This is a genomic window from Acinetobacter sp. 228 (assembly GCF_048147885.1).
The window spans coordinates 1-1,043 of sequence record NZ_JAYWYV010000589.1 but is presented as its reverse complement, the minus strand read 5'-3'; the positions used below and the strand labels follow the sequence as shown (position 1 = coordinate 1,043).

1 protein-coding gene and 1 pseudogene are annotated in these 1,043 nt (G+C 43.0%); both read left to right on the top strand.

Features of this window, described 5'->3' with window-relative positions; all coding sequences use genetic code 11:
- A partial coding sequence (locus tag VXQ92_RS21060; RefSeq protein WP_416683075.1) for a GTPase occupies positions 1 to 812 on the top strand: 812 nt, incomplete at its 5' end.
- Between the two features lie 15 nt (positions 813 to 827).
- Positions 828 to 1,043 (top strand): annotated as a pseudogene (locus VXQ92_RS21055) (glutamate 5-kinase); the annotation flags it as partial.

Below are 1,043 nucleotides of genomic sequence, written 5' to 3'. Positions count from 1 at the left end.
CTCCACGTAAATGTACGACAGGTACAAAAGGTGAGTTCCGTGAAATTCGCCTTGAGTTGAAAGTATTGGCAGATGTTGGCTTATTAGGTATGCCAAATGCTGGTAAATCAACATTTATTCGTGCAGTAAGTGCCGCGAAACCAAAAGTAGCAGATTATCCATTTACCACTATGGTTCCTAACCTAGGTGTAGTAGATGCTGACCGTCACCGCTCGTTTGTGATGGCAGATATTCCGGGACTGATTGAAGGTGCAGCAGAAGGTGCAGGTTTAGGTATTCGTTTCCTTAAGCATTTAGCACGTACACGTATTCTTTTGCACATTATTGATGTACAACCAATTGATGGTTCAGACCCGGCCCATAATGCTAAAGCAATTATGAATGAACTTGCCAAGTTTTCTCCTACTTTGGCGAAGTTACCAATTGTATTAGTACTTAATAAACTTGATCAGATTGCTGAAGAAAGCCGTGAAGAATGGTGTCAGCATATTCTAGATGAGTTGCAATGGACAGGTCCTGTCTTTAAGACCTCGGGTTTACTCGAAGAAGGAACCAAAGAAGTTGTTTATTACCTTATGGATCAGATTGAACAACAACGTGAACGTGAAGTTGAAGATCCTGAGTACGCAGCAGAAGTAAGAGCATTCCGTGAACAGCTTGAAGCTGAAACACGTGAACAGACCATTGCAGCGAAGGAAGCATACCGTGCTATGCGTAAGGCACAACGCCTTGAAAGCATGATGGACGATGATGATGACTTCGATGACGATGAAGACGATGGTGATGTAGAAAGCATCTACGTTCGTGACTAAAAAACCGAGGAAAACATGATAGAAGTGGTCGATGGGCAACGTAAGCTCAGTGAGTGTAAACGAATCGTTGTTAAAATCGGATCATCTTTACTCACGGCAAATGGGCAGGGTCTAGATCTGGACGCTATTTCGCATTGGGCGAAACAGATTGCAGATTTACACAATGCTGGACACGAAATTATTTTAGTGTCTTCAGGAGCTGTGGCAGAAGGTATGGTTCGTATGAAGCTT